Origin of the sequence: Vibrio sp. Y2-5, assembly GCF_014596725.1 — a bacterium.
Lineage (GTDB): Bacteria > Pseudomonadota > Gammaproteobacteria > Enterobacterales > Vibrionaceae > Vibrio.
The window spans coordinates 800,345-823,764 of sequence record NZ_JACVEG010000002.1; the positions used below are offsets into that span (position 1 = coordinate 800,345).

Genomic DNA, 23,420 nt, shown 5'->3' on the forward strand with positions numbered 1-23,420 from the left:
GTTTGGTGAGTTGAGATGCTATCGGATGTAGTACAGCAGGCCGTAGAGGCGCAGCGAAAAAGCGAAAAGCGTCGCGGAATGATATTAACCAGTTTTGGCGCATTACTCGCCGCTTCTTTTGTTCTTGATATTATGACTGGCCCTTCAATGATTGACGCAAGTTCAGTCATTTATGCATTACTTCAGTGGATAGGATTACCATTCCAAATAGATAGTTCTACGCAAGTCATTGTTAGCAATTTGCGGTTACCTATCGCCCTGATGGCGATTTTTGTTGGCGGTTCATTAGGTATGGGTGGTGCAGAAATGCAAACCTTGCTGAACAACTCTATGGCAAGCCCATACACTTTGGGTATGGCTGCGGCTGCGGGGTTTGGTGCTGCATTAATGCTTTACACTGGCTCTCTGGGTATTGATAGCAACCTCGCTGTGCCGATTGGCGCATTTGCATTTTGTATGCTTTCTGCGTGTTTTCTGTTTGCACTGGCTTCTGTTCGACATATTGGTTCTGGGCAGTTGATCCTTGCGGGTATCGCGTTACTGTTTTTATTCCAATCTTTACTATCACTGGTGCAGTTCATCTCTTCGCCTGAGTTGAGCCAACAAATTCTGTTTTGGTTATTTGGTAGCCTTTCAAAGGCCACATGGACGAACCTAGCGATCACCGCGACAGTGGTAATGGTAAGCTTTTTCTTGCTACTGCAAGACTCATGGAAATTAACCGCACTTAAACTTGGTGAAGAACGCGCAAAAAGCCTTGGCGTTAACATTATAAAACTACGATTAAAAACCTTGCTGATTGTTGCTGTGATGACCGCGACGGTAACCAGTTTCGTTGGCATCATCGGCTTTATCGGTATTGTTTCACCCAATATCGCCAAAATATTGGTTGGTGAAGACCAGCGTTTCTTCCTTCCACTTTCATTCTTAATCGGGGCATTTTTGTTGTCGACGGCTTCTGTTTTATCAAAAGTGATCGTACCGGGGGCGCTATTCCCAATCGGCATCGTGACTGCCATTATCGGTGTGCCTTTCTTCTTCTGGCTCATCATTGCGAAGAGAAGATAATATGTTTGAAGTAAGCCAGTTATCACAAGTACACGATCTAGTGCAAGAACGTAACCTATTACAGGTCAACAATTTAAACGTACAATTAGGCGATTTGGTGTTGGCGAGAGACATCAGTTTTACGCTGCAACCGGGACAGGTGAACGTTATTCTTGGACCCAACGGTACGGGTAAAAGTACGCTATTAAAAACGCTGTTTGGTGATATCAAAACCGTAAGTGGAGAGATTCAATACGGTAAGGAGATGTTATCTAACAAGTCTCTTATTGAATGGCGAACTAAGTTTGGTTACATGCCGCAAGATATTCACCTTGATGTGAATATGACCGTTATCGAAGTGGTGCTGTTAGGCAGGCTTGATGCACTCAGTATGCGAATTGAAACCAAAATGCTGGAAGAAGCATTAAGTATTTTGAAAAGCATCGGACTAGAGCATCTTGCCAGCCGTGATGTTAGAACCCTTAGTGGTGGTCAGTGTCAGATGATCTTGTTTGCGCAAGCACTGATGCGTTGCCCTGAAATACTGATGCTGGATGAGCCAGTAAGTGCGTTAGACCTGCACTACCAACACGTATTGTTAAACCATTTGGTCACTCAAACCAAAACACAAAATTACACTACGTTAATGGTGCTGCATGACCTAAACTTAGCGGCGCAATACGCTGATAACCTTCTGATATTAAAGCAGGGTGAGTTGAGAGCCTTTGGTAGCCCGAAGGCGCTGTTAACCAGCGAACTGATTCACGAACTGTACCATGTGGAAGCAGATGTTCTTACCGATGAACATGGTACACCTTTCGTCCGCACTCGCAGACCTAGCGCTGCGTAACACAAAGAATTCACACGTACGTTTCTGATATGAGTCAGATATAAAAAGGCCAGAACAGATGTTCTGGCCTTATCTCTTCGTAACGCCAACGCAGAGTCGATGGCTGAAACAATTTATAATTTAGTAACGAACGTACCTTCAGGCATTACTGGTAGGTAGTTCTTGTAGAAATCCAAGTAAGCTTGGTTTGGATCAAGGTCTGCGAACAGTTCTGGGTACATGGCTTTTGCGTAGAACTGGATCATAGCACCATCAAGAATGGTACGGCATGCACCGTGGTAGGCTGCATACATACGGTTGTTTTTCACTGCTTTGATTGATGACCAGCCAATACGTTGCTTAAAACCTTCGAGACGTTGTTTTGCAATATCTTCCTGAACACCTTGCCCCATGATCATTGAATCTGCGCCACTGCCTGTTTCGTAGCCCGTTATAACGATAACGTCTGGGTTCGCTGCAATGATTTGCTCTGGGTTGAGTTTGCCCCACCATTCAACGTAAGGTGCAGAGATGTTGTCACCGCCAGCCATTGTTGAAATTGCACCCCACATGTTTTTACCGAATGTGTAGCCTACTTCGTTCACACCAGCTGCACCATATTCTGTATAGACTTTTGGTCTTGGTAAGTTTGCTTTTTCTAAACGTGCAGTGATCATTTCGATGTTCTGCTTGTATTCATTCGCAATTTTCGTTGCACGCTCTTCCTGGCCAGTGATGACACCGATGATCTCAGTACTTTTGATGTGACGCTCTAGAGTTTGAGCGTTGTAATCAACAACAACAATTGGAATTCCTGCGCTTTCAAGGCGCTCGATATCACTGCCTAAACCCTTATATTGCCAGTCAGCCAGCATGATGAGATCTGGATTCAGGCTAATGACTTTTTCTACAGAGAATGTGTTGGTATCAACACGGCCGATACCTGCAATATTGTCTAGTGAAGGGCGGTGCTTAACGTTCATTTCCCAGTTTGCAGGACGTGCTTGCCAAATGTATTTCGACATACCCACAACGTTGTCATAGGCAGCTTCCGTACCAATGGCCATGTAATCTTCTGGATAAAAGCCAACGATGACGCGTTTTGCAGGCGCATCGAAGGTAACTTCACGATCAAGCACGTCCGTAATTGTGGTTGTTTGTGCAAAGCTGTAAGAAGCAAACAGCAAAGTAGAAAGGCTAAACAGTTTCTGAATCATTTATGGAACCTACTTTTGTCCTTGTTGAAAAGATGGTGATGAATCGAGTTCGCATTTGTAGCGAAGAAGGTGATTATATTTCCAAAGTAAATGCATATGCAAACTATTATCATTTATTTTACGAGTGAAATGTCTTTGTCATTGACTCTCTGCGGGTGAGAGTCTAAAAATCAGACTATTGAGTTCAACTCTGTGACTTTCATATGGCATCGACCACACAATAAGAAAACCTCATGCCGCAGTGAGCATCTGTTTTTAGAACAGCTATGTTTTAGATGTGATGCTTTTAAAAGTGACTTGGCGGCAAAAAAGGACGACTAGGGACTTGGTTATGAAGAGAAGGATAACTCTGCTGTTGATGTCGGTACTACTCATAGCGGGGTGTAGTACTAAATTTGTTTACCGTCATATTGACTGGTTTGTGCTGGAGTACCTTGATGATTACGTCACTTTGACTGACCAACAAGAAGGCTTGGTGAAAACACAAATTAATGCCCTTAGCCAATGGCATCAAACTGAAGAGCTAAGTAACTATATTGTTCAGTTTGATCAATTGCTTGAGCTCAATCCTAAAATTCTCACAATGGATCAGCTTCAACGGCACAGAGAGTGGATTAATACTCACTACCAGAACTTGGTGACGCAAATTTTTCCGAGTATTTATCCGCTGGCTACTGCTTTGTCAGACAAGCAAGTGAATGAATTTATGCAAGGCTTGGAGAAACGGCATCAAAAATACGCCGACAAATATGCGGATTTGAATGAGAGTGAAACACGAACTAAATATGAAGAACGAATAATCGATCGTATGGAACAATGGTTAGGTTCTCTAACCGAAGAACAGAAGCAACTCGCTGTGCAATGGGCGAAGGCTTTGCAAATAACGACTTATGATTGGATAGCTTTTCAAAACGCACAGCGAAACGAAATTCAATCACTGTTGAATCAACGCTATAACCAAACTGAATTTAATCAGAAATTGCACAAGCTTCTTTATTCGCAAGAGGAGTTTTACAGCCCTGTGTTCAGAGCAAAGCTGCACTATAACGAACAGACGTCTAACCAATACATACTCAGTATCGTTCATCTCTCTACACCGAATCAGATCGAACATTTCAGAGAAACCATCTATGAATGGCGGAGTTTAGCCGACGAACTCTATTCGGCCAGATTTTGACTTAGCACTTTACTCCAATAAATCGCTCGTAGAGGGGCGGATAGTCAGTTTGTTATATTCATTCCAGTTATGGGTTGAGAGTATTATTAATTAATATTCTCAATTGGTGATACAATCGTCGGGCAAATGTAACAACAAGTAAATTTTGTCTAGCGCATAAATATCCTAATCCGTTGATTATTTAGAAAACGGTGCTAGTCATTTTGTAGTAGGGATACAGATATACATGAAAAACTTTTCTTTTAAAAACAAAATAATAGCTCTCATCGCTAGCATTATCGCTGTCACCATTTTTGTGTCATATATGAGTGTCAACCATTTCATCAGTGGTTATATCTATGAGTCAGACACGGCAAGAATCAAACACAATATTGATTTGGTTACCGCTCAACTAGAAGGGGCATTACAAGAAAAGTTAACTCTGACGAAAAGTCTCAATTTCAGCATGATGGATATTGCTGATACTAAAGAGTCGACAGGTTTTGCAAGCATTGTACTGGTAACAAACGGCTATGCTTTCGATGATACGGCTAACTCGCTTGATGAAGAACAGACTGATGCCTATTTGAAATTGGCCGAACAGTTAACCGAAGAGCCGTCGATGAGTGGTGTTGAGATGGTGGATGGTAAACCAACCGTTAATATCGCACTGAAGAAATTTGATGGTTCGGCAAACTTCTTTACTCTCGACATTAGTAATTTGAAAAACATTATTGAAGCGTATTCATTGCCGGGCAGTTATATGGAACTGATATCGGCAAACCAAATTACGATTTTCTCGGATAAATCCAGCGACAACGTTATTCCAGTTTCAAAACAATTTACGATTGATGGGCAAACTTGGTCGCTCAATGGTTATATCGACCTAGATAATATCCAGACGAATACAGACAGCCTGAACTGGAAAATTACTCTGGCGCTGATAATTTCAGCGGTAATCATTATTTGTCTGAGTGTGGCGATGTTGCATTTCGCATTTAAACCGCTGCTGCGTTTGAAAGAACTGGTGGCCGACCTTTCGCAAGGTAACGGTGATTTAACTCAGCGTTTAAGTGTCACTTCTAATGATGAAATTGGTGAGATTTCAGGATCTATTAACCGCTTTATTGAACAGCTTCAGGGGATGTTTATTGAAGTATCGAATTCATCATCGAAAATTGATACTGCGGTAAATAACTTAAGCAGCCAGTCTCAATCAAATATGCAGATGCTAAACGCACACACCATTGAAACAGAACAGGTGATTACGGCAATAGACGAAATGAGTGCAACAGCAGGCTCTATTGCTCAAAGCGCAGCGGATGCTGCGAAGTTAACTGAGCTGACAAACGCTTATGCTGATGAGTCTAAACAAACGGTAAACCAAGCGGTGCAAAGTGTGACGGCTTTGGAATCGGATGTGGCTGAAATGGCGAACACTATTGGTGCCATGAATCAAGATACCAAGCAAATTGGAACTGTGCTTCAGGTGATTGGTGATATTGCGGAACAAACGAATCTATTGGCACTGAATGCTGCGATTGAAGCTGCACGCGCTGGAGAACAAGGTCGTGGTTTTGCGGTGGTTGCTGACGAGGTGCGTGCATTGGCTGCTCGTACGCAGCAGAGTACAGGGCAGATCAATGAAATGTTGTCTAAGCTCAACAACACATCAGAAAATGTAGTCACTAAGATGGAAACCACGCGTAAGAGCTGTGAAGCAACATCGCAAAGCACTCACAAAGTGATGGAGTCTCTCAATACAGTGACAACATCTGTGGTGGAGATTAACGACCTAAACACATTAATGGCGACCTCTGCTGAACAACAAAGCCATGTGACTGATGAAGTGAGCCGAAACATGGCGACGATTCAAGAGTTAATTGGCCAATTGAATAGTAGTGCGACACAAACAGATACTATCAGCCAGGAGCTTAGAGGGACTTCGACCGACTTATCTGACGTCGTCACCCAGTTCAAAGTCCACTAAAAATAGTTATTTCATACTCCAACTGAGAAAGAGCACCAATAGGTGCTCTTTTTTTGTAGAAAAAATAGAGTTGAAAAATGGATCTACAAAAAATAAAACAATGTATTAGATAAAACGCGATGGGATTCTAATAAAATATGACCAAGCTCTCATTTACCGAATGATGTAGGCTCTAATTTGAACTACTACTGATTGTTTCATATTAAGTTTGGATACAATGTGCCGAATAATAAACGTGGCTTTGTAAATTTGTGGGAATGTTTCTGCTACGAACGGTTATTCCAACGTGTAGAAAATTTGTTTGATAAGGCATTTAAATCAAGCATGGCCAACAAGTGATTTACTGAGAACCCGCATAATAATTATTACTCTATTCACCATTCGCTCACTGATTATATCGGGGTCAGTAGGCTAAAACTTTGTGAAGGACGCGAAGAATAATGAAGAGTTTTTCCTTTAAAAACAAAATTATATCGCTAATTGTTGCCATAATCGCTATCACTATTTTTGTTTCGTTTCTAAGTGTAAACCACTTTATCAGTTCCTATATCTATCAGTCAGATATAGAAAGGATTGAACATAACATCGAGCTAGTAAACCGAACTCTGGAAGGTGAGCTACGCGACAAGATCAGTCTGGCGAAAAGCCTTAAGTTCAACATGATGGACATCGGCACGACAAAAGAGTCGGCGGGTTTCACTCATATTGTTCGATTAGCAAGTAGCTATGCGTTTGATGATTCTGGCAGAGTGCTAGAGCAAGACGAAACGCAAAAGTACATCACAATGGCAGAGAGCCTGACTTCTGAACCCACAGTGAGTGAAGTCATTGTTGTTGATGGTCAGCCTACATTGAACATCTCTATTAAACACCTTGATGGTTCATCCAACTTTTTCACGCTAAGTTTAAGTGGATTGAAACCAATTCTAGAAGCCTACTCTTTATCAGGCAGCTACATGGAATTGATTTCATCGAACAATATTACGATTTTCTCTGATAAGGCTGGCGAGAACCTGATACCTGTTGAACGCAAGTTTGATATTAGCGGTCAGACATGGGCACTTAACGGTTATATTGACCTTGATAATATTCAAGCAAATACCGACAGTTTGAACTGGAAAATTACCATGGCATTGCTCGTTTGCGCTGCGATCATTATCGGTTTAAGTATCGCAATGCTGCACTACGCATTTAAACCGTTGTTGCGTCTTAAAGAGCTGGTGGCCGATCTTTCACAAGGTAACGGTGACTTAACCCAACGTTTGAGCGTGACATCAAATGATGAAATCGGCCAGATTTCAACGTCTATTAACCGTTTCATTGAACAGCTGCAGGGTATGTTTATCGAAGTCTCTAACTCGTCTGAGAAAATTGATTCAGCGGTTAACCATTTGAGCAGTCAGTCTGAATCAAACATGCAGATGTTAAATGCGCATACTATTGAGACAGAGCAAGTAATTACCGCGATTGATGAAATGAGTGCGACAGCAGGCTCGATTGCACAAAGTGCAGCCGATGCAGCGAAGCTGACTGAACTAACGAATACTTATGCCAATGAATCGAAACATACCGTAAATCAAGCTGTAAGTAGCGTAACTGCGCTGGAATCTGACGTAGCAGAAATGTCGAATACCATTAGCGCAATGAATCAAGATACTAAGCAAATCGGTACTGTACTTCAGGTGATTGGTGATATTGCCGAGCAAACGAACTTGCTGGCGTTGAATGCGGCAATCGAAGCAGCACGAGCTGGCGAACAAGGTCGTGGTTTTGCGGTGGTGGCTGATGAGGTGAGAGCATTGGCTGCTCGTACACAACAAAGCACTGGGCAGATCAATGAAATGCTGTCTAAGCTCAACAACACATCAGAAAATGTAGTCACTAAGATGGAAACAACACGTAAGAGTTGTGAAGCGACATCGCAAAGCACTCACAAGGTGATGGAATCATTGAATACAGTGACCACGTCGGTGGTGGAAATTAACGATTTGAACACGTTAATGGCAACCTCCGCTGAGCAGCAAAGCCATGTGACTGAAGAAGTCAGCCGCAACATGGCTGCCATTCAGGCTCTGATTGGTCAGTTGAATGATAGTGCCGCAGAAACCGACAACATAAGTCGTGAACTGGGTGGTACTTCGAGTGATCTGTCACAGGTTGTGGGGCAGTTTAAAGTTCATTAATCATTTGTTTCAAATGTCATGAAGAGCACTAATAGGTGCTCTTTTTTTGTGCGCTCTTCAATGCCATGTACAGGGTGAGTTAGAAGATTGTTAGTGTTGCAGACTTCATATTGAGTGAGTTGTTAACACACGCTTAAATTGGTGACGAATCAGCTCAAAAGGAACCAATATGAAACGATATGGGATAATTGCACCGCTTTTACTGCTAGGTACATTGATGACAACTCACGCTCAGGCGTCAGATTCACAGGTAGACATAGAATTAGGCTGTGTCTCGGTTGCCAACAAGGATGTCTCAATAAAAACGGGCGACTGTAATAGGAGAAGAGTCGAGACGGTCGAAAGAGTGAAAGTAGTAAAAGTGGTGGAAGAGCGTCATTACCATGATCATCCAGTGCATGGAAAACACCCGGGTAAGAAGAAAGGTCACAACAAAGAAACGTATATATTAATACCAGCGGATAAGCACAAACACTAACGATCAGGCTAATAAAACAAAAGGGATGCAGCAAGCATCCCTTTTCTGTTTGGTCACTTATAACGATTAAACGTCGTAAGTAGTAGACGCAGTGTTGCCGCCTGTACCAGTCCAGTTAGTGTGGAAGAACTCACCACGTGCACGGTCTGTACGCTCGTAAGTGTGAGCACCGAAGTAGTCACGTTGAGCTTGTAGCAGGTTCGCTGGTAGACGAGCTGTTGTGTAACCGTCTAGGAACGTTAGTGCAGAAGTCATACATGGCATTGGAATACCCGCTTCCAGAGATTTAGAAGCCACTTTACGCCATGCAACTAGGCTGCTTTGTAGGATGTTCTTGAAGTACTCGTCAGAGCCTAGGAATGCTAGTTCTGGGTTGTTCTCAAATGCATCACGGATGTTACCTAGGAATGCAGAGCGGATGATACAGCCGCCACGCCACATAAGTGCTACGTTGCCGTAGTTTAGATCCCAGCCGTTCTCGTTTGATGCTTCGCGCATTAGCATGAAGCCTTGAGCGTAAGAGATGATCTTAGAAGCAAGCAGAGCTTGACGTAGTGCATCAACCCACTCTTGTTTGTCGCCTTCAACTGGAGTGATAGTTTTACCAAACAGTTTTTCAGCTTCAACACGTTGGTCTTTCAGTGCAGACAGACAACGAGAGAATACAGACTCAGAGATTAGCGTTAGTGGAATGCCTAGGTCCAGCGCGTTGATACCTGTCCATTTACCAGTACCTTTTTGACCAGCAGTGTCTAGGATCTTCTCTACTAGAGGCTCACCGTCTTCATCTTTGTAGCCAAGGATGTCAGCTGTGATTTCAACTAGGTAGCTGTTTAGCTCAGTCTTATCCCATTCAGCAAATACAGCTTGCATTTCGTCTGCAGACATACCAAGACCGTCTTTCATGAATTGGTAAGCTTCAGTGATCAGCTGCATGTCGCCGTATTCGATACCGTTGTGAACCATTTTAACGAAGTGGCCAGCACCGTCGTTACCAACCCAGTCACAACATGGCTCGCCAGCGTCAGTTTTCGCAGAGATGCCTTGGAAAATAGGTTTAACGGCTTCCCAAGCTTCAGGAGCGCCACCCGGCATGATTGAAGGTCCGAAACGTGCACCTTCTTCACCACCAGAAACACCAGTACCGATGAAGTGGATACCTTTTTCACGTAGTGCAGCAACGCGACGGTTTGTATCTGGGTAGTTAGTGTTACCGCCATCAATAATGATGTCGCCTTTGTCTAGCAGCGGAACTAGTTGATCGATGAATGCGTCAACTACTGAACCTGCACGAACCATAAGCATCACTTTGCGTGGAGTTTCTAGTTTCTCTACTAGCTCTTCTAGAGAGTAAGCACCAACGATGTTTGTGCCTTTAGCTGGACCTTCTAGGAACTCGTCTACTTTTGACGCAGTACGGTTGTGAGCAACCACTTTGAAGCCGTGGTCGTTCATGTTTAGGATCAGGTTTTGACCCATAACCGCCAGGCCGATTACACCGATATCACCTTTCATTTGTTTCTCTCCTTCACGCAATCTTTGCTGCTGCGTCTAAATCTAAATACCACTCTGTTTCGCCAGTCTTTGACTGAATTTTAGCTGCTGGATAAGGCAGGTCAGCGGCTGGAGTAGTGTGAATTTCATTGACGATCTCGGTTTTACCTGCACCAAGAACGAGGTAACTAATACGTTTTGCGGCTTCCAGAACTTTCGCTGTTTTTGATACGCGAAGTTGACCAGACTCTGGATGCGTCGCGACAACTGACAGATTTTCGTCTGCATAGTTGGTCACGTTAGGGAACAGTGATGCAGTATGGCCATCAGCGCCAACACCGAGCAGGATCCAATCGAAAACAGGTGTGCCGTTTTCACATGGGATCACATCAGCCATCTCTTTTGCGAAACGTTCTGCTTCTGTTTGTGGATCATCTTCACCACGAATGCGGTGGATGTTCTCTGCTGGTAGCTTCACTTGGCTAAATAGCAGTGCATTCGCTTCACCGTAGTTGCTCTCTGCATCATCAGGTGCAACACAACGCTCGTCACCCCACCAGAAGTGTAGGTTTTGCCATTGAATCGCATCGGCATAAGAAGCACTTGCCAACAGCTTAAACAGCATTTTAGGTGTGCTGCCGCCAGACAGTGAAATGTGCACAGGTGTGCCTTGTTCACTGTAACGTTGCATTTCATTCGCTAACGATTCAACAACCTGCTCAGCGGTCTGAAAAATCTTTGAATTGATCATAGTTCGCAGTAATCCGTGTCAGTAAGGTTTTTGCATGGGAAACGCCATGCTCTTCCATCATTATTTAGAAGGTCATCAGACTCTTTTGGTCCCCAAGTACCGCACGCATAACCATATAGAGATTGTGGGTCTTGTTTGAAGTCCAGAATTGGCTGAACGAATTTCCAACAGGCTTCTACCGCATCTGTACGAGCAAATAGCGTTGCGTCACCGTTCAGTGCGTCGAGCAGTAGGCGCTCGTAGGCAGTCAGCATCTTCGTTTCTTCTAACGATGTGTAATGGAAGTTCATTGAAACTTCTTTCGCTTTGAAGCCTGCGCCCGGCTCTTTCAGGCCGAAGCTCATCAGGATGCCTTCATCTGGTTGAATGCGGATGATCAGTTTGTTCTCAGGCGCATTTTTACCAAATACAGGGTGAGGAGTGCGTTTAAAGTGAATTACCACTTCAGTCACGCGAGTCGGCAGACGTTTACCACTGCGCACGTAGAAAGGTATGCCATTCCAGCGCCAGTTGTTGATAAACATTTTTAGCGCAACATACGTTTCTGTACGCGAATCTTCTGCAACACCCGGCTCGTTACGGTAGCCCGGTAGGAACTTACCGCGCACTTCAGATTCTGTGTATTGACCAAGTACCAAATTGTTGCGTAAGTCATCTTCAGACAGTGGCTGAAGGCTTTGCAGAACTTTGTTCACTTCGTTACGAATAGAGTCTGCGTTGATTGCCGCTGGTGGTTCCATACCGATCATCGCCAACACTTGTAGCAAGTGGTTTTGGAACATGTCACGTACTGCACCAGAACCATCGTAATAACCGCCGCGCTCTTCTACACCTAGGAATTCAGCACCAGTGATTTCAACGTAATCAATGAAATTACGGTTCCAAAGTGGTTCAAACATACCGTTAGCAAAGCGGAACACTAATAGGTTTTGAACAGTTTCTTTACCTAGATAGTGGTCGATACGATAGATTTGGTGTTCTTTGAAGTGATGGTGAATTTCAATATCCAGTTCTTGCGCTGATTTTAAATCGTAGCCGAATGGTTTTTCGATGATCAGGCGTTTCCAACCGTCTTTTTCATCGTTAAGACCATGAGCTGCAAGGCAAGAAGGGATCACGCCGTAAAGGCTAGGAGGAGTAGCAAGGTAGAACAGGGTATTACGTTGTTCAAATGCGTAATCATCTGAAAGAGAGTCTAAACGGTCTTTCAGTTTTACATAATCTTCGACATCCGATGTATTGATGGCTTGATAGTGAATGTATTCACAAAAGGCATCAAGAATCTCAGGTTCGGTTTTCTCTAATTCTTGAAGCGAGCGTTTCAATTTTTCTCGGTAGGAGTCGTCACTGTATTCAGTACGACTTACGCCTAAGATTGCAAAGGATTTTGGCAGTTGGTTGCTTGCGTATAGGTGGTATAAAGCAGGAATCAACTTGCGGTAGGTTAAATCGCCCGAAGCACCAAATATCACGATGCTGCTGTTTTCAGGTATTAACATCTTCTTTCCCTTAGAAACTAGGTGTGCCCAAAAACCAATGGAGTTTTGGGTATATTTAGCAATGGCTTACCCTAGCAGCGCAATGCACAAATAAGTAATTGGTTTTGTCTATTTCTGTAATTAGAAAAACCGAAACGCCCTTTGTACTCAATGTCATTATTTTACATTGGACATCGGGACATGGTTGATTTGGTATCAAGAGGTGACATTCAAACCAACGCGAGGTCGGTATTGTCTACGACAATTTGACACACATCAACTATTGTTAGCGCAATCGATTATCTTTTGTTCGATTTGTAACCATAAATTCATTTTCAGGCAGTCATAGAGCCCAAATTTGTGACTCTATTAACCGGATTAGAATTGTTGTTTCATATACGCTTTCACCGTTTTAATGTGTTCTTCTTTGTCTATGTCACTGTGCTGGAATTTCTCCAAGAACATGTCAGCGTATTTCTGGTACACGTCTTGTTCGAGGAAGAGCAGATAAAGTTTTGGATCAATATGTCCTGAAGTCGCCATTTTGGTCATTATTGATATCGACTCATCAATAGTTTTGGCTTGCTTGTATGGTCTGTCATTGGAGGTTAAGGCCTCAAAGACATCGGCAATAGCCATGATCCTTGCCTGAACAGAGAGTTCTTCCTCTTGTAAGCCTCTTGGGTAGCCTTTTCCATCCATACGTTCGTGGTGACCACCGGCAATGTTAGGAACATTTTTAAGGTGTTCAGGGTAGGGTAAACGCTGCAACATGGTAATGGTTTGCACGATGTGGTCATTGATCATGAAGCGTTCTTCGTTGCTTAAAGTACCACCGCGAATTGAAAGGTTATATAACTCACCTCTGTTATATTGATACTCTCCCGGTTGAAGAACAAAAGGTTCTTGCCATGTGTCTTTAGGGTTGTTGTTCGCTTGCCATCTCACTTGGTGGACTTGCTTGTCGGCGATGAGGTTTTCCATTACTGGCAATGGTTGTTTTTCACCAGCTCGTTGTGCCTCAATCCAAGAAATACCCAACTGGTCATCAAGGGTACGTTTCCACTGTCTCTGTGCAATAGACTCTAAACGGGCAACATCTTCGTCTGACATATATTCACCGCCGATATTGCACTTGGCAACAAAAGCAAAATCAGCATCTAGTGAATGGTGAGTTTGCTCAAGAGTGGCTTTAAGCTGGCTTGCATCGCCTCCTTGGGCTACGCCTTGCCAGTAGTCGACTTCTGCTTGTGTTTTGAGCAATTCAAAACGCATACGAACTTCATGTATTCGATCATAGATGGTTTCGAGTTTTGTCGCTTTATCTACTACATATTCTGGTGTGGTCACTTTACCGCAGTCGTGTAGCCAAGCTGCTAGGTTTAACTCTTCCCACTGTGGTTTGCTCATGGAGAAATTGCGATAGTAGTGGGTATCTTTATCGGCAACCTCCGCCAGTATTTTAGTCAGCTCTGGCACACGTTGACAGTGTCCGCCTGTATACGGCGATTTGGTATCTATGGCCGATGCGATAAGCGTAACGAACGCATTCAACATGTCTTTTTGTTGTTGAATCTTGTCAATGTTGTCTTTAGCAATTTCAGCAAAGCTTAGTAACTCTCGTAGGAACGCGTGTTTGTCATACTGCTCTGGTGTTATGGCCCGTTCGTATCCCAAATTGAGTAAACCCACTAATTGTTTTTGTCGGTTAAGCAGCGGGAAGAAATAAATATCAGAGTTGTATATCTGGTCTTGATGCATTCTCAAGATATTGTCGTTTCGTGTTAAGTGAACGGTTTCACCTTTAGTCAGCTCCGCCATTAACCAAGGGGTGTTGCAGACAAGTGAATTTAAGTCGATTTTAAATGGAATAATCGCATGGTCGGCGACATTGGTGAAAACGGCTTCTTCTGGCGCATAGGTATACAGCTGGATAGTCTCCGCGCGAGTAACAAGATAACTTTGATGGGTGATGGTTTTTGCTAACACACCAAAATCCTGATTCGATGCAGTATCTCTAAGAAGCCGCAGCAAATCATGTAACGTGTGTTCCATCAGCTCTATTGATTTAGTGAGGTTTGCCACCTCTTTAATCATACTTTTTGGATAGCGAGTCTTCTTAAACTCAAAGCGAGTGATATTGTCAGTGAGCTCCATTAAGTTCACTAAAGGTTTAGCAAGGCGAGCTGAAATAATCCATACCGCTGCAAAACAGACCACCATCAAGGCTATTGCCGCTTGTACCTGCTTGGTTCGCATTGAGAGTAAGCTGGCAATCAGATCATCCTGTGGTGTGGCATCGGCAAGGAGTAAATGAATACTCGGACTTAAAGCGACAGGCGTCAGAGTAACAGACCAGGATTTTCCCTCTAGCTCAATAGTTTCGTACAAGGTTGAACTGCTGATTCGATTGGCGACGGGAGCAAAGATACTGCTATTTAACTTTTTCTGAGTTGAGTCCTCATCATCAGTCAGGCTTAAGGATGTATTGTGCTGAGCTAAGACTCGGAACTGGTGGTCAAAAAGTGCAAGTTTAGCGTTTTGTGAATAACCGATATTTGAGAGTTCTTGTGAAAGCGAGTCGAGCGTAAAGTCTGCACCCACCACCTTGCTGCCATCCGCAGAGCGACGTGACAGTGTGACGCCAGGTGTCTGAAATAGGTAGAATACATAAGGTTCGGTTAAACGAATAACGTCATCCTGTTCGGCAGAGGTGTACCAAGGGCGTGTTCGCGGATCGAACTGACTGGCTTGTTGAGCAACATGGCCCACCAGAATGAGGTCTTGGTCAAAGAAAATGTAGTCGTTGGTTCCATCCATTTTGGTGTAGTTAATAAACAAACGAGCGGTGTCCGGCGCGTTAACCCGTTGTCTGGATTGGCTGTCAAATAACGGACGGACAATGGTGAAATCGCCCTCTTCATTCGCGAAGTAGAGGGCGACTAAGCTCGTTTGACGTTCGAACAATAAGCGCATTGAGGAAAGCCAGCGAGCCCGTTCTGAGGGTGCTTCGTTATCATCGATAAAACTGCTGTAAGCCATAAAGTCCAAGGTGGACAAAATAGGTGCGATGCTTTTTTGGAAAGTCGTTTCTAGTTTGCGGCTGTTTTCCTGGCTCAACTCTTGAGCGCTACCACTTAGTAACTGTTTTGCATGGTGAGAGCTGATACTAATAAGCACTGCTCCTACGATAGCCGTTAATATGAAAAAAAGAGTACTAATGTGAATACTGAGTGAGTAGCGGCGCTTCATGCAGAATCCCTTCAACAAATGGTTGTATAAGTATTGTCGAACTTAGAAAAGTTGCAAAAAATTATCAGTAAAATAGTTGTTGAAAATTTCACAAAATCATTAACTTATTAATCATTTTGTTTGTAATCACTACCTGTCAGTATGGGCTGGAATGAGTATTTATCGGGCTTTGAATCAGATTTGAACCGATATTCATCTAGTTTTACTTATGCTGTACGGTTGTAGTTCATAGAGGGGCTGATACACTGCGTATATCGTGATGTAAGGAAAGAAAAATGAAACTCGAAGTAGATACCCATACCCACACTTACGCTAGCGGTCATGCTTACAGTACCCTGATTGAAAATGCCAAACAGGCAAAGCAGAACAATCTCACTATGTTTTGTATGACTGATCACGCTGAAACTATGCCTGGCGCACCGCATTATTGGTTCTTTGCCAACCAACGTGTGGTTCCGCGTTTCCTTGAGGGCGTGGCGATTATTCGCGGTATTGAATCCAACATTATGAACGTTGAAGGTGAAGTGGATATTCATCCTACGCTGGATGAAAAGCTGGATTGGGTGATAGCCAGCTTTCATGAAGCGGTGTTTAAACCGTCTAGCAAAGAAGAGCATACTCAAGCATTGCTCAACGTTATCAAAGGTGGACGTGTTGACGCTTTAGGCCACTTAGGCAATCCAAACTATGATTTTGATTTTGAAACAGTGATTGCGAGTGCCGTTGAACACAACGTCGCTATCGAAATCAATAACAGCACTTTGAAAGGGCACAGTCGAGTCGGCAGTGTTGAGCGTTGCTACCAAATTGCAGAAGTCGCAAAACGTCTGGGCGCTTGGATAACCACGGGTAGTGATGCCCATTTTTGCCAAGATGTCGGTGTACTGACGAAAGCGGAACAACTTCTTAACAATGTTGGTGTTGATTCTAAGCAAGTAATTACTCATAGTGCACAGCAGTTCTTAAACTTTTTGGCACTACGCGGTAGAGAGCCAATTGAAGAGTTTGCGGACTGGTATAAATAACAATAATGATTCTGGCTTACTAAAAAGTAAGACGAACACGGAAGAGAAAGTAAATGAAAAAACTACTAACGATTGGCCTAGGGCTGTTGCTCTCAACTCAACTGTTTGCTGCTGACTTTGACCTTAAGGCGACAATGAAGCAGATGAAACAAACATTCAAGCAAGCTGCGCAGGCTCAGACTATTGAAGAAATGCAGCAACCGATTATCGATTTAAATCAACTGATAGAACAAGCTAAGCAGGGTGACTATCCGCCGGAGAAAAAAGACATCTATCTTGAAGGCTTCAACAAGCTGACGGTTACTCTAGAGAAGATTGAAACTGAACTCCAAGCGGGACAGTTTGAGGCGGCAAAAGAGTCGTTAAAACAAATTGATTCGCTTCGCGAAGAATACCACGATAAACGTAACCCAAGCATTTGGAAGCGTTTGTTTGGCTAATAGCCAAAAACAATAATGTTCCACAGCGTTGGACGTCAATATCAAAGGTAGCCGAATGGCTACCTTTTTTCTTTTAGAGAAACGCTGTTGAAGGCTTGATACAAGAAACTGTGTTGTAAATGATATCTATTATCGATGCTATTTAAGCCTATGGCTGGTATAGTACGCGCCCATAAAAGAATACTTCTAATAATCATTAAAAAGTCACTCTTCAGGCATCTTATCTGGGTGCGTTACACAAAAAGGAAAGTTTACTTTGAGAGGTTCAACAAATTCTCAGGTTGCCGCGACTTCGCGTGCTAAATCGCTCTATTTTCTCACTTGGCGCTGGCATTTCTATGCAGGTCTGTTTGTTATTCCGTTTATCCTGATTTTGTCTCTGACCGGCTTAGTCATGTTGTTCGATGATGAAATTGAACAAGTGCGCTACCACGATCTTTTAGTGGTCACTCCGCAGTCTCAACAACTCGCAGTATCCGCTCAAATCGACGCTGTTCAGCAACGTTTTCCAGATTATGCCGTCACCCAATTTATTCCGGCACCAACAGAAAACATCGCAAATAAGGTTTCCATTCGCTCACCAGAAGGAACTAACCTTTTCGCTACTGTAGATCCCTATTCAGGGCAAGTACTTGGCACCATAGATAGAAGCGAAAGCTGGTATTCGTTGGCTAACGGAATCCATGCCACTTTGTTGATAGGCGACTTAGGTGATTACTTAATTGAAATTGCGGCAAGTTTAGGAGTACTTCTGCTCGTTACAGGCTTGTATTTGTGGTGGCCTCGTGACAATGCATCAAAAGCAGGGTTTCTCAAATTAAGAGTGACTCAAGGGACGAGAGTGTTTATGCGCGACTTGCACGCGAACCTTGGTGGTGTGTTGTCGATTGTACTGCTATTTTTCCTGATTTCTGGGCTTTCATGGACGGGCATTTGGGGTAAATCTCTGGTTCAGGCTTGGAATACGTTCCCAACTTACTATACGTGGGGTGAAAAACCGGAGTCGACATTGACCCATGCCAGTCTTAACCATGGTAATGAAGAGGAGATGCCATGGAATTTGGAGCTTGCACCAATGCCAGAATCCAAAGCTGCACATGACCATTCTGCGATGGATATGGAAATGCCAGAAATGTCTCATGGTGCTATCAGTGTGGACAAGATAGTTACTAAGGCAAAGGAGTTAGGTTTTACTCAATACCGCATTTATTTCCCGAAAGGAGAGAAAGGGGTATACACAGTAGCTGCGAATACGATGGCTGGTGATATTACCGACCCACGCAACGATCGTACTTCTCACTTCGATCAATACACAGGTAAGTTGCTGGTGGATGTCACTTGGGCAGACTATAACTTGTATGCCAAAGCGATGGCGGCAGGTGTCTCATTGCATCAAGGCGATCTAAGTACTTTAAATAAAGGTTTGAACGTGTTTTTTTGTATCGCCTTTATAGCAATAGCCGTAACAGGTGTTGTGATGTGGTGGATTCGCCGACCTTCAGGTAGAGCGGCGTTGGGTGTTCCTCCGCGTTTTGCAAGTTCAGGTATTTGGAAGACAGGCTTGGTGACGCTGATACTGTTAGCCGTTTTGTTTCCTTTGGGTGGCTTGACCATTGTTACAACTTTGATTTTGGATTGGCTGTTGTTTAGCAGGGTAGAAAAACTGCGTTTAGCTTTGCGTTAAGTGGCTAGCTGAAAATGAGTCAATAAAAAAGGTCAGAGTGTTCTGACCTTTTTCACATCTAATCACTTATTCAACTACAACATCACAAGACTTGCGGTACCTAAGAAGGCAAAGAAACCAACCACGTCGGTTACTGTGGTTAGTATCACTGAGCCTGCCAGTGCAGGATCTAATTCAAACTTGTCGAGAATGATCGGAATAATGACACCAAACAGCGCAGCAGTGATGATGTTAACGACAATCGCAAGTGCAATGGTGCCGCCAATCAGTGGTGATTGAAACCAGAGTGCCGCCATGCCACCGATGATTAACGCCCAAAGTAAACCGTTAATTGAACCTATGCCAAGTTCGTTTTTCAATAAGGCAAGTCGGTTACCGATGGTGATCTGATTGAGCGCCATAGCACGAACCATCAGTGTGAGGGTCTGACTCCCTGCAATACCGCCCATAGATGCGACAATCGGCATCAATACGGCTAGTGCTACCACTTCAGAGATAACATCTTCAAACATACCAATCGTGATCGACGCAAAAATTGCGGTGATTAAGTTAATACCTAGCCAAACGCCACGTCGTTTCGAACTGCGTAGAATAGGCGCAAAAAGGTCATCACCTTCGTCCATACCCGTACCCGCCATCAAACGGGCTTCGTATATCTCACGCTGAGTTCCCAGTGCAAACTGCCAGTCGATAATACCGACTAAGGTACCGTCATCGTTGACGACCGGCACAAGTGATTGTGTCGCGTGTTCCAAAGTTTCTACACCTTCGGCAAGCGTTAAATGCGCATTGATAATTGAGGTGTCTTCAAGCACGAGGGATTTGATTCGTTCCGAGCTATCCGCAAGAAGAATGTCGGTGTAGGTGACGATACCAATGAATTTCTTCTTTTTGTTGATCAGAAAAATATACTGAGGCGATTCATAGTGGTATTTATCCAACAGCATTTTTGCACGAGCCACGGTGATGCTGAACGGAAGGGTATAGACTTTTCTGTCTGCCCAGTGACCAATTTCATCATCGCCAAATTCGTTTGCTTGGTCATAGAGTTCAAGTTCATCACGGCTGATTAAACGCAGAGCTTCGGTAACGATATCGTCAGGAAGTGAATCTTCCCATTCGATAAGGGATAAGTTGTCCAGCTTGGCGAGAGTCAGTTTCAGCTCTGTCTCAGAAAGGCTTTTAATAACGGAAACACGTACATCCGCACGCATCTCTGTTAACACATCAATGTGCATTTCCAGTGGCAGACTACGCCACATTCGAACACGCTGTTCAACGGGGAATGCTTCGAGAATAAGCGCGATGGAGCCAGAATCCAGAACGTTTTCAATCAGTTCGTTTAGAAGGCTAACTTGCTGTTGGTCATCATCTGCTTTTGCCAGCATCTCAATATGTTGTGCTAAGTCTTGATATTCGCTCAACGTGTAACTCCGATTAGCCAAGGTTGTAAATTATAGTATTAATGCAGGGGTAATATTGGCAACGTGTTGTTAGAACGGGCTTTTGTATTATAGGTATGAACAAATATCCCGCGTTGTTCCCAGCGTGGTTAACTTACCATATTCTTTTTAAAAGCATGGCTATTTTCGAAAGGCGTTCGGTATATATTTTTATGTAAGTGGTTAAAAAATGGACGTAAAGGTATGTGTATAACAAAAACTAACAAGAAATTGCCAATTTTAACGATGCTACGGGAAAGGGATAGTTTCCTGATCAATGGTAAGTACCAGATCCTCAGGCGAAATGTCGGAGGTATTCATCATACGAGAAACTCGCTGGAGAGAGGAAAGAATCTGCGTTTGCTCCCATTGATCCAGTGCTTGAAACTGTTCAATGAAGTTATCTTGTAGCAGTTGCGGAGCTTGTTCTAAAACATTCTCACCTTCGGTTGTGATAACCGCATGCACTTTTCGTTTGTCTTTTGTATCGCGTTCTCTCTTGATAAAACCACGTTTTTCGAGGCGATCAAGAATGCTGGTTGCTGTGGCTTGGCTCATATTGCTGTTGATAGAGAGTTGGCGCAGCGTCATTTTGGGCGATGATTGAATAGTCCGCATGAGTAATAATTGAGGACTGGTTAAGCCAAAGTTCTTGTTCAGTTGCTTTGAGTGCAGATCTATTGCGCGAACAATTTGCCTTATCGAAATCAACACTTCATCGTGAGTACTCAAGTAAAGCTCCTAATACGTGTTTTTGAAAAGGGGGCTACTGGAAGACAGCAGCCCCACAGACGAATAGAATCAGTTAACTCTATTTACAAAGTGTTTCGTTACATAGCGGCTTTTTTGGCAGTCTCAATCCATGAATCGAACGTTTTCTGGTTCGCTTTGATCCATCCATTCGCATGCGCTTCAATGTCTTTCCCAGAGTTGTGGCCTTGGCTCATCATCATGTTTTCAGCACTAACATCGTTGATGTTCAGCTTCATGATTTCAAACAATTTCGCTGCTGCTGGGTTTTGTTCAGCAAATTTCTTGTTCGCTACGATCTTCATTGAGTTCATTTCGAAGCCATAGTTTTTGCCATTTGGTAAAGCGGTATCCACGTTTGAACGATCGCCCGGCAGTGAAGAGAAAGGTACTTCTAGCCATACCACATCTTTACCGGGAACCAATACGCCACTTACCCAGTATGGAGTCCAGGTGTAATACAAAATGGAATCGCCTTTTTTGTAGCGAGAGATGGTATCAGCGATGATCGCGGCGTAGTTACCTTGGTTATGCGTGATAGTATCTCTAAGACCGAATGCATCGATTTGATGCTCAATAACACTTTCACAACCCCAGCCTGGGTTACAGCCTGTTAGGTCAGCTTTCCCATCATCGTTGGCATCAAACAGCTTGGCGATTTTTGGATCTTTCAACTGTTCAATATTGGTGATGTTGTATTTTTCAGCGGTTTTCTTGTCAATCAAGTAACCTTGAGCGGCACCAGAAATATACTCACCTTTACGATAGAACTTGTCGTAACCGCCAGAAGCTTTAAATTTGTCATCATGTAGTGGTGCCCAGTTAACGGCTAAGTAAGTAGCGTCGCCTTCCGCTATAGACGTATAACCAACGTTGTAGTCCACTTCTTTGGTGGGCTTCACATCGTATCCAAGCGCTTCCATGGCTTTGTTAACGATTAAAGTTTGGAACGTTTCTTCCGCTACTGTCGACTGTACTGGCTGGACTGATATACCTTCACCGGGTAAAGACGCTGAATATGCGGATGCGCTCATAATTGAACTCATTGCAATACTGCTGGTTAACAAAGTCTTCCATGTTAATTTCATTTCTGTTCTCCTAGTTTTTTGTTTCCTTCGGTATGTGTGAGTTTCCGTTTGATACGGTATACAAAAGACGCAGGGCCTTTTTGATACCAGCGAGTTTTTGTATCGTTGCTCTCGCTGCCCACTTTTTGCGTAATTCGGTCGAGTAGAATGGCGAGTATGACAATGCCTAAACCACCAACTGCCGCCAGTCCCATATCTAAGCGCCCGATACCGCGTAGCACCATTTGTCCTAGTCCGCCGACGGCAATCATAGAGGCAATTACCACCATAGAAAGCGACAGCATCAGAGTCTGATTAATACCTGCCATAATCGTTGGCATTGCTAATGGTAATTGGATGCGATAAAGCATCTGTTTAGGGCTTGCACCAAATGCGTGTCCTGCTTCTATCAGCTCTTCGGGCACTTGCTGAATACCCAATATGGTTAAGCGCACAATCGGCGGCAGGGCGAAGATAATTGTCACAACGACGCCGGGCACGTTACCGATACCAAATAACATTACAATCGGAACTAGATAGACGAATGCTGGGGTGGTTTGCATTGCGTCCAGAATTGGCCGTACGATTTTCGCGGCGGTATTACTCCGGGCAAGCCAGATCCCCATTGGTAATCCTATCAACAGACAGAAAAAGACGGATGTCATTACCAAGGCCAGCGTGACCATAGCCTCATCCCATGCACCGATAAAACCGATCACCAGCAGAGAGAAGAAGGAGCTAATGCCTAAACGAGGTCCCGCAAACTGCCATGCCAATAGGAACAGAATGAGCAGCATGATAGGCGCTGGAGTAGAAACGAGGGCACCTTCGAATGAACTTAGAATAAAGTCAATGGGTACTCTAATTGCTTGAAATAATGGGCGTCCATGTGTGACAAGCCAGTTAAGCGCGGTTTCAACCCAGTGGTCAAAGGGAATAATGGCGTCTTTAAATGGGTGCATCCAGTCAAATGAATCGGGTTGTGTCTGCGCAGCATTAAGCCAATCATTGCCCGCAGTGGTTGCATTTGTAGCCGTTGACCAAGGGTCACTGCTTGCAGCATCGGTTGCTGATTGTGTCGCCGCTCCCCACGGGTCGGCTGTTTCCGGAGCGCTAGAAACGTTTTCTGTAGCCATG

The 23,420-nt window shown here is 43.8% G+C and carries 18 protein-coding genes; 9 read left to right on the plus strand and 9 right to left on the minus strand.

Annotation, left to right across the window (positions count from 1 at the left end):
* Positions 1-15: 15 nt before the first annotated feature.
* Together HUO09_RS08795 and HUO09_RS08800 are read left to right on the plus strand one after the other, a co-directional pair.
* Positions 16-1,068, plus strand: a complete 1,053-nt coding sequence (locus tag HUO09_RS08795; protein ID WP_167411695.1) for an iron ABC transporter permease — start codon at positions 16-18, stop codon at positions 1,066-1,068.
* A gap of 1 nt (position 1,069) precedes the next feature.
* On the plus strand, positions 1,070-1,897 hold the full coding sequence (locus HUO09_RS08800) for an ABC transporter ATP-binding protein (protein WP_167411696.1): 828 nt from the start codon (positions 1,070-1,072) through the stop codon (positions 1,895-1,897).
* A gap of 113 nt (positions 1,898-2,010) precedes the next feature.
* Here the strand turns inward: HUO09_RS08800 and HUO09_RS08805 are convergent, their stop codons facing one another.
* Entirely contained in the window at positions 2,011-3,093 is a 1,083-nt protein-coding gene (locus HUO09_RS08805; RefSeq protein ID WP_188233704.1) for an ABC transporter substrate-binding protein, read from the minus strand.
* Between the two features lie 331 nt (positions 3,094-3,424).
* Here HUO09_RS08805 and HUO09_RS08810 point away from each other — a divergent pair, with 331 nt between their 5' ends.
* The 4 genes from HUO09_RS08810 (at position 3,425) to HUO09_RS08825 (ending at position 8,900) form a co-directional block, all read left to right on the plus strand.
* On the plus strand, positions 3,425-4,270 hold the full coding sequence (locus HUO09_RS08810; RefSeq protein WP_188233705.1) for a DUF6279 family lipoprotein: 846 nt from the start codon (positions 3,425-3,427) through the stop codon (positions 4,268-4,270).
* A 226-nt stretch (positions 4,271-4,496) separates the two neighbouring features.
* A complete protein-coding gene (locus tag HUO09_RS08815; protein ID WP_188233706.1) occupies positions 4,497-6,239 on the plus strand; it encodes a methyl-accepting chemotaxis protein in 1,743 nt (580 codons plus the stop codon).
* Positions 6,240-6,679: 440 nt separating this feature from the next.
* Complete coding sequence (locus HUO09_RS08820) at positions 6,680-8,422, plus strand: methyl-accepting chemotaxis protein (RefSeq protein ID WP_188233707.1); 1,743 nt, start codon at positions 6,680-6,682, stop codon at positions 8,420-8,422.
* A 169-nt stretch (positions 8,423-8,591) separates the two neighbouring features.
* The gene (locus HUO09_RS08825) at positions 8,592-8,900 is read left to right on the plus strand and encodes a hypothetical protein (protein ID WP_188233708.1); all 309 of its coding nucleotides are present in this window, start codon (positions 8,592-8,594) and stop codon (positions 8,898-8,900) included.
* Between the two features lie 66 nt (positions 8,901-8,966).
* Here HUO09_RS08825 and gnd read toward each other — a convergent pair whose 3' ends face one another.
* From gnd to HUO09_RS08845, 4 genes are all read right to left on the minus strand, one after another.
* The gene (gene gnd / locus HUO09_RS08830) at positions 8,967-10,415 is read right to left on the minus strand and encodes a decarboxylating NADP(+)-dependent phosphogluconate dehydrogenase (protein WP_167411702.1); all 1,449 of its coding nucleotides are present in this window, start codon (positions 10,413-10,415) and stop codon (positions 8,967-8,969) included.
* A 13-nt stretch (positions 10,416-10,428) separates the two neighbouring features.
* A complete protein-coding gene (gene pgl / locus HUO09_RS08835) occupies positions 10,429-11,145 on the minus strand; it encodes a 6-phosphogluconolactonase (RefSeq protein WP_167411703.1) in 717 nt (238 codons plus the stop codon).
* Positions 11,142-12,644 carry a glucose-6-phosphate dehydrogenase gene (gene zwf / locus HUO09_RS08840; RefSeq protein WP_167411704.1) on the minus strand — a complete coding sequence of 501 codons (1,503 nt, stop codon included), beginning with the start codon at positions 12,642-12,644 and terminating at the stop codon, positions 11,142-11,144. Before zwf ends, pgl begins: the two co-directional genes overlap by 4 nt.
* A gap of 357 nt (positions 12,645-13,001) precedes the next feature.
* Entirely contained in the window at positions 13,002-15,875 is a 2,874-nt protein-coding gene (locus HUO09_RS08845; protein WP_188233709.1) for an HD domain-containing phosphohydrolase, read from the minus strand.
* Positions 15,876-16,150: 275 nt separating this feature from the next.
* Between HUO09_RS08845 and HUO09_RS08850 the strand changes: the two genes are divergently transcribed.
* The 3 genes from HUO09_RS08850 (at position 16,151) to HUO09_RS08860 (ending at position 19,024) form a co-directional block, all read left to right on the plus strand.
* Positions 16,151-16,900: a phosphatase gene (locus HUO09_RS08850; protein WP_188233710.1), complete on the plus strand. Its 750-nt coding sequence runs from the start codon at positions 16,151-16,153 to the stop codon at positions 16,898-16,900.
* A 53-nt stretch (positions 16,901-16,953) separates the two neighbouring features.
* Positions 16,954-17,340: a cytochrome b562 gene (locus HUO09_RS08855; RefSeq protein WP_167411707.1), complete on the plus strand. Its 387-nt coding sequence runs from the start codon at positions 16,954-16,956 to the stop codon at positions 17,338-17,340.
* Between the two features lie 217 nt (positions 17,341-17,557).
* Positions 17,558-19,024: a PepSY-associated TM helix domain-containing protein gene (locus HUO09_RS08860; protein ID WP_373563688.1), complete on the plus strand. Its 1,467-nt coding sequence runs from the start codon at positions 17,558-17,560 to the stop codon at positions 19,022-19,024.
* Positions 19,025-19,098: 74 nt separating this feature from the next.
* On the opposite strand, the gene HUO09_RS08865 is transcribed toward HUO09_RS08860, so the two are convergent.
* The 4 genes from HUO09_RS08865 to proW form a co-directional block, all read right to left on the minus strand.
* Positions 19,099-20,448 carry a magnesium transporter gene (locus tag HUO09_RS08865; protein WP_188233712.1) on the minus strand — a complete coding sequence of 450 codons (1,350 nt, stop codon included), beginning with the start codon at positions 20,446-20,448 and terminating at the stop codon, positions 19,099-19,101.
* A gap of 267 nt (positions 20,449-20,715) precedes the next feature.
* Entirely contained in the window at positions 20,716-21,198 is a 483-nt protein-coding gene (locus tag HUO09_RS08870; protein ID WP_167413590.1) for a MarR family winged helix-turn-helix transcriptional regulator, read from the minus strand.
* Positions 21,199-21,296: 98 nt separating this feature from the next.
* The gene (gene proX / locus HUO09_RS08875; protein ID WP_167413591.1) at positions 21,297-22,304 is read right to left on the minus strand and encodes a glycine betaine/L-proline ABC transporter substrate-binding protein ProX; all 1,008 of its coding nucleotides are present in this window, start codon (positions 22,302-22,304) and stop codon (positions 21,297-21,299) included.
* Entirely contained in the window at positions 22,301-23,419 is a 1,119-nt protein-coding gene (gene proW, locus HUO09_RS08880) for a glycine betaine/L-proline ABC transporter permease ProW (protein WP_188233713.1), read from the minus strand. The genes proX and proW overlap by 4 nt, the downstream gene beginning before the upstream one ends.
* Position 23,420 lies beyond the last annotated feature (1 nt).